Genomic DNA, 6,205 nt, shown 5'->3' on the forward strand with positions numbered 1-6,205 from the left:
AGGCAGCCCGGCCACCTCGCCGGCACCGGTCCCACCGGCGGCAGTCACGCGGCGGCAGCGGCTCGCCGGCTTCGCCACCACCCTGACCATCGCCCTGGTGCCGTTCTTCGCCTATTACGCGGCCTGGGGTCTTCTTGAAGACACCATCCGCGAATACTCGATCCTGGGGCTGGACCTCGCGCCGTTCGGCGAAAGCGGCAACCTGCTCGATGCCATCGGCGCCCGCTGGCTGGTCGTCTCCGTCGTCGCCACCTGGATCCTGCGCCGGCTGTTCAAGGCGCTGCGCGACCGGACCGGCGCGCCGGTCTGGAAGCTGCTGATCGTGCTGTGCGAGACCAACTGGGTGTTCATCGGCCTGTTCGTGCTATCGCAGTGGAAGGACGAGGCCATCGCCTGGGTCGCCAGCGGCACGGCCTGGGAATGGCTCAGCCGCATCTGGCAGGCGGTGCTGACCCCGATCTCCACCGCCTTCGCCGCCGCCGAGCCGGTGGAATGGGCGCCGCCCGACGCGACGACCGTCGCCACCGGCCTGTTCTTCTACGCCCTGCTGCCGCTGATCTGGCTGGTGCTGGCGGCGCTGATCTACGGCCACGACCTGGGCGGCGACCCGGGCTGGATGCGGCACCGGCGGCTGGAGCGCATCGGCAGCCGCTATGCCGCCCTGCCGAAGTTCATCCGCGATTTCATCGGCCACTTCGTCAACGGGTATCGCAGCCGCTACCTTCCCGTCGCCAACAGCATCCGGCTGGCGCTGCATGCCGACCTCGCCCTGCTGCTGATCCTGGTCGTCGGCTGGCGCGCCATCGGCTGGGCCGCCGATTGGCTGTGGATGGGCGCGACCCATGTGATCGGCCCACACCCGATGAACCTGGAGCAGCTGTTCGTCGACGGCTTGTCGCTGCTGCTCGGCGACCTGTCGGGGACCACGTCCGGCATCCTGGTCGAACCGCTGCGGATGTGTCTGGTCGCGGCGGTGCTGGAGATCGCCTTCGCCCGGTCGCAGGCGCCGGCCGAGCCGGAGGTGAAGGCCGCCGACGAGGCCGCAGCGTAGGTTGGGTTCGCGCCGACGAACCCAAGATCCGGCCGCCTACATCGATTCCAGGTGGAAGCGCAGGTAGCGGGGCCGCTCGCCATCCATGCTGACGGTCGGCTCCACCTTGCCGGCGACGTCGTGCGGCACGGTGAAATCCTGCTCGATCCGCAGCACCGTGCCCGGCGCCCGCGGCTCCAGCGTCGCGGCGCCGCAGGTCATGGTGCCTTCGGTCGAGCGCGGGCCGCCGAAGCCGCTGGCCGACCAGCGTCGGCCCTGATCGTCCCGCAGCGCCACCTGGCAGCGCTGCCAGAGCACGTCGATGTTCGGCTCCCGCACGGTGGCCTGGAAGCGGACCCGGACGGGTACGCCCTGCACGCGCGGCCAGCCGGAATCCTTGAGCGGCAGCACCTCCACCGTCTCCAGCTTCCAGTCGGCCCCGGCGAAGCGGGTCTCCATGCCGGCGGACACGCCGACCTCGAACAGCTCCTGGCCCTGCCACCACTCCTCCAGATGGCCTCTCGCCGTCAGCAGGTAGACGGCAGGCAGCGCGATCAGCAGGCCCCAGAGGCAGCGGCGCCGCCAGCGTCGCTCATCGGTATCGGTCGGGACGAGGGTCGTGGCGTCTCCGGGCTGCTCGGCCGTCGTCATGGGATCGTCCCCGGCGTGCGGTCGAGGTCCAGGCTGTCGGCGATCGGCAGCGATCCGCTGCCGCCGCCGAGGCCGATGCGGACGATGGAGTCGAGCCGCGTCAGGCCAATCTTCGGGGCGACGAAGGTGGCGCCGCGGGCCTGGTCCTCGCGGATCTCGAAGATGAACCAGCCGCGTCGCGGCAGGCCGGGCTGCAGCGACGCGCCGGACAACAGGGATTTGACGCCGGACAGGCGGTCGCTGAGGGAATAGCGCAGCCCCGTCGGCCCCTCCCAGTCGGCCTCGTAGACCAGCGTGCTCTCCGACCGCGCCGCCACGGTCGCGGTGACGACCGCCCAGAGGCCGGAGGTGTCGCGGACGACCTCCTTGCCGTAGGCCGTAAAGCGGAGCTGCTTGGCGAACTGGACCGTCTCGAGCCGGATGGTGAATTTCCGCGCCGTGACCGTATCGCCGATCTGGCCATAGACCGGGATCGGGTCGGTCTTGCGGTCATAATAGGGGGTGGTCCACTGCATCGCCAGCAGCAGGGCGGCGGCGACCAGCAGCGCCGCCAGGCGGCCGAACCATCGGATCATGCCGGGCCGCCCCCCTGGACCGGCATGTCGATGATGCCGGCCACATGCGGGTTGTATCCCCAGCCGCCTTGTCCCCGAAGGTTGTCGCGCCGTTTGAAGTCCGAGGCGTGGACGGCGAGCTTCAGCACCGGCGGCACCGGGGCGTCCTGCGGCAGGGTCCAGACAATCGCCAGGCGCTCGGTCATGTCCGGATGCAGCTCTGCGGCGCGCTCGCGGTCACGCAGCAGGAAGACGTCCGGCTGGCCCTTGCCGACCGGCAGGTCCGGCGTCAGCAGGCGATAGAAGCTGTTGCTGGATTCGGCGGTGCGGTTGGTCAGCTCGATCTCCACCACCACGGCCTTCTGCCCGTCCCGGACCTTGCGCCCGTCCGGAGTGGCGGTGTCGATCCGCACGCTGAGCGGCACCAGGCGCCATTCGCCCGCCTCGATCGTCGCACCGGCCGGGAAACGGGGCAGCGGCTTGTCGGTGCGGTAGGAGGCGATGGTCATGACCAGGACCACGCCGGCGGCCAGGAAGCCGCCGATGCCCGTGGTCAGCCAGACCATGGTCCGGCTCCGCCACCCCTCCAGCCCTAATCGTTTTGCCGCGGACATATGATGGAGCCGAAGCCCTTCCCCCACCCACAGGACCGATCGAACACATGGCGGCGGAATTGGTTCCGGATTCAAGGGGAATCCGGGCTTGGAGACCGTTTGGAAATGCGCTGCGAGAGTCGGCTGGCGGCGGTTTCGAGAACCGGAGCGCAGCGCACGTTTGGTGCGTGAGCACCGGAAGCGCAGAAAACCGCCGTCAGACGGCCGCGCCAGTAGCATTTCCGAACGGTCTCTTACAGCTCCAGCACCACCCGATCGCTGGCGGGGACGGCGCAGCACACCAGCGCCTCGCCAGGCCCGGGCGCGCCGGCCGGCGGCTCGGCATAGGTCACGGCGCCATCCGCCACCCGCGCGGCGCAGGTGCCGCAGAGGCCGGAGCGGCAGCTCCACGGCGCCTGGATCCCCGCCGCCTCGGCGAGGTCGAGCAGCGAGCCCCTGGACGGATCCCACACGGCACTGCGGCCGGAGGCGCGGAACTCGACCTCCGCCTCGGCCACCGCCGGCGGCAGGGTCGTTGGATCGACCGGCGCCGCGGAACCGGCGGCGAAAGCCTCGCTGCGGATCAGCTCCGGCCGCACGCCGAGGCTGCCGAGCGCCGCGCGCATCGCCTGCATGAAGCCGGCGGGGCCGCAGAGATAGACGTCGTAATCGTCCAGCGGCAGCAGCCGGCGCAGCAGCGCAGCGTCGATATGCCCGGCATCGTCATAGTCGCGGCCTGCCACATCCTGCGGCCGCGGCCGGCTGTGGCGGACATGGACGGTCAGGGTCGGCACCCGTGTCGCCAAAGCCCGCAGGTGGCCGGCGAAGGCATGCTCGGCGGCATCGCGCGCGGCATGAACGAACCAGATCCCGCGGCCTGGATGGCGCAGCCGGTCCGGGTTGCGGCCGACCAGGTCGTTCAGCATCGCGATCATCGGCGTCACCCCGACGCCGGCCGACAGCAGCAGCACCGGCCGGCGGCTGTCGCCATCGAGCACGAAGTCGCCGCGCGGCGCCAAAGCGCGGATGGTGTCGCCGGTCTGGACATGGTCGTGCAGCCAGTGGCTGGCCACGCCCGGGCGGCCATCCGCCCCGGTCTCGCGCTTGACGCTGATCCGGTAGCTGCGGCCGTCCGACGCGTCGGACAGGGTGTAGGTGCGCCGCACCGGCCGGTCCCGGCCCGGGATGTCGAGCGCGATCGGGAGGAACTGGCCGGGCCGGTGGGCGACGACGCTGCCGCCGGCCGCCGGCTCCAGCACGAAGGAGCGGATGGTCGCGCTCTCCTCCACGATCCGGGTCACGGTGAAGGGGCGCAGCATGTTGCGCGCGGCTTCCGCCGCGGCCGCCCGGCCGGCCTCCTCCCAGGTGCCGGTGGCGGCGAGCTGCGGCGCCTGTTCCGGCGCCGACCAGCGCAGCGGCACCGCGTCCTCGATCCACCGCCCCTCCTCCAGCCGAAAGCGCAGCAGCCGCTCCGCCCCGGCGAAGGATGCGACCTCCGGCCCGTCCCACACCACCTCGGCCGAGCCGGTCAGCAGCAGCACGCCGCCGGTGTCGAAATCGACGAAGACCAGGCCGGCGCGGGGGTCGGCCTCGATGTTGCCGAAGGTGTTGAAATAGAAGTTGCCGACGAAGTCCGGCGCGGTCAGCACCGTCCGCCCGCCCTCCTCCGCCACCCGGACGAAGCCGGGCCGGCCGCCGCGATGCGAGACATCGACGCCCTCGGACGGGGCATCGCCCTTCTGCGCATTCGCCGACCGGCTGGCGATGAAGAAGGTGTCGGCGGCCGCGACCAGGGCAGCGGCCCGTGGCGACAGCAGTGACCCCTCCTCATGCACCGGCCGCGGCGCGCCCAGGCTGTCCGGTTCGGCGACGAAGGCCGGCGTCCGCGCCTGGATGTATTGCGGGCAATTGCCGAAGCTCTGGCCGACGGTGACGGTGAAGCGGCCCTCGGCCCATTCGGTGACGGTGCCGTTCATCCGGTTGCGCCGCCGGGTCTCCAGCTGGATGCCGAGCAGCCCGACCGGCGACCCGACGGCGAGGTTGCCGCCCAGCGGGTCGCCATAGGCCGGCCGCGCCGCCACGGTCAGGGTGCGCGGGTCGGGCGAATGCAGGAAGCCCGGCCGGCCGGACAGGATCGACGCCCAGGGCCGGCCTTGCCGATCCAGGCTGCCGACCACCAGGAGGGGCAGCATGGCGAAGAAGTCGCGATGCTGGTCCGGCATGATGCCGCGGATCACCCGGCGCCCGGCCGACGCCATGCGCTCGCGCACGCCGGCCCGGGCCTGGGCGGCCTGCTCGCCGGAATGGAAGGGCGCCGCGTGATGCGGCCAGCCGGGCAGCGGCGCCGGCGCCGATGTGGCGGTATCGGACATGGTGCACCTCAGGAGAGGCAGTGCTGTTGCGCGGTGTCCCTCCCGCCCAAGCCGTCATTGCGAGGAGGCGGAGCCGACGAAGCAATCCAGGGGCCACGCCGAACAGCCCTGGATTGCTTCGCTGCGCTCGCAATGACGTCTGGGTTGGCGGGAGAGCTGAAAACGTCGGCTCAAGCGGCCACGGCGGTGCGCGGCATCGGCACGAAGCCGGGCAGCGCCTCGATCCGGGCCAGCCAGGCGCGGATGTTCGGATAATCCTGCAGCAACACGCCGCCTTCGGGCGCCACCGCGGTGTAGGTGTAGTTGGCGATGTCGGCGATGGTCGGCTGCGGCCCGGCCAGGAAGCCGCCCTTGGCCAGATGCCTCTCCATCACCCCGTAGAGGCGGGCGGCGATCGCCTTGGCGCGCTCATGGTCCAGCTGGGCCTTGAACACGGTGACCAGGCGGGCCGCGGCCGGGCCATAGGCCAGGAAGCCGGCGGCGACGGACAGCCAGCGCTGCACCTCGGCCGCGGCCAGCGGGTCGCGCGGCAGCCAGCGCCCGGTCTCGTCATAGAGGTCGGCGAGATAGACCAGGATGGCGTTGCTGTCGGCCAGCGCGACATCGCCGTCCTCGATCGCCGGCACCTGGCCGAAGGGGCTGCGCGCCAGGAAGGCCGGGGTCTTGTGCTCGCCGCCCGGCAGGTCGACGTCGATCGCCTCGAAGGGCAGCCCCAGCAGCGACAGGAACAGCTCGACCCGGTGGGAATGGCCGGACAGGCCGAAGCGGTAAAGGCGGATGGGCTGGGCGGGAACAGGCATGTCGGCGGCCTTTCAGGGAGTGTCGATGCCACCAAGATGCCCATTCCTCAATCTATCGAGAATGTGTGCGCTTGACAGATCACCGTTTCAACCAGCGGAATAATCCGATGGACCGGCTGGACAGCATGCGCATCTTCGTCGCCGTTGCCGAGGCCGGCGGCTTCGCCCCCGCGGCCCGGCGCCTGGCCCTGTCGCCGCCCGCCGT

The 6,205-nt window shown here is 71.3% G+C and carries 7 protein-coding genes; 2 read left to right on the top strand and 5 right to left on the bottom strand.

From position 1 onward, the window contains the following. Positions 1–1,051: hypothetical protein (locus P409_RS39140; protein ID WP_052121265.1), on the top strand; the 1,051-nt coding region annotated here is incomplete at its 5' end. A gap of 36 nt (positions 1,052–1,087) precedes the next feature. On the opposite strand, the gene P409_RS23485 is transcribed toward P409_RS39140, so the two are convergent. The 5 genes from P409_RS23485 to P409_RS23505 all read right to left on the bottom strand — a co-directional run bounded on the left by P409_RS23485 (position 1,088) and on the right by P409_RS23505 (position 6,000). Beyond that, positions 1,088–1,681 (bottom strand): hypothetical protein, encoded by a 594-nt coding sequence (locus P409_RS23485; RefSeq protein WP_034844409.1) that lies wholly within the window; start codon positions 1,679–1,681, stop codon positions 1,088–1,090. Next, the gene (locus P409_RS23490) at positions 1,678–2,256 is read right to left on the bottom strand and encodes a hypothetical protein (RefSeq protein WP_052121267.1); all 579 of its coding nucleotides are present in this window, start codon (positions 2,254–2,256) and stop codon (positions 1,678–1,680) included. Before P409_RS23490 ends, P409_RS23485 begins: the two co-directional genes overlap by 4 nt. Continuing rightward, positions 2,253–2,801, bottom strand: coding sequence for a hypothetical protein (locus P409_RS23495; protein ID WP_052121269.1), 549 nt, complete (start codon positions 2,799–2,801; stop codon positions 2,253–2,255). Before P409_RS23495 ends, P409_RS23490 begins: the two co-directional genes overlap by 4 nt. A gap of 281 nt (positions 2,802–3,082) precedes the next feature. Further along, positions 3,083–5,200 carry a 2Fe-2S iron-sulfur cluster-binding protein gene (locus tag P409_RS23500; protein WP_034844410.1) on the bottom strand — a complete coding sequence of 706 codons (2,118 nt, stop codon included), beginning with the start codon at positions 5,198–5,200 and terminating at the stop codon, positions 3,083–3,085. A 170-nt stretch (positions 5,201–5,370) separates the two neighbouring features. Further along, positions 5,371–6,000 carry a glutathione S-transferase family protein gene (locus P409_RS23505; RefSeq protein ID WP_034844411.1) on the bottom strand — a complete coding sequence of 210 codons (630 nt, stop codon included), beginning with the start codon at positions 5,998–6,000 and terminating at the stop codon, positions 5,371–5,373. A gap of 125 nt (positions 6,001–6,125) precedes the next feature. On the opposite strand from P409_RS23505, the gene P409_RS41415 reads away from it, so the two are divergent. Then, positions 6,126–6,205 (top strand): helix-turn-helix domain-containing protein (locus P409_RS41415; RefSeq protein ID WP_343285522.1); only part of this gene is annotated, 80 nt, incomplete at its 3' end.

Origin of the sequence: Inquilinus limosus MP06 (genome assembly GCF_000767795.1) — a bacterium.
GTDB classification, from domain to species: domain Bacteria; phylum Pseudomonadota; class Alphaproteobacteria; order DSM-16000; family Inquilinaceae; genus Inquilinus; species Inquilinus limosus_E.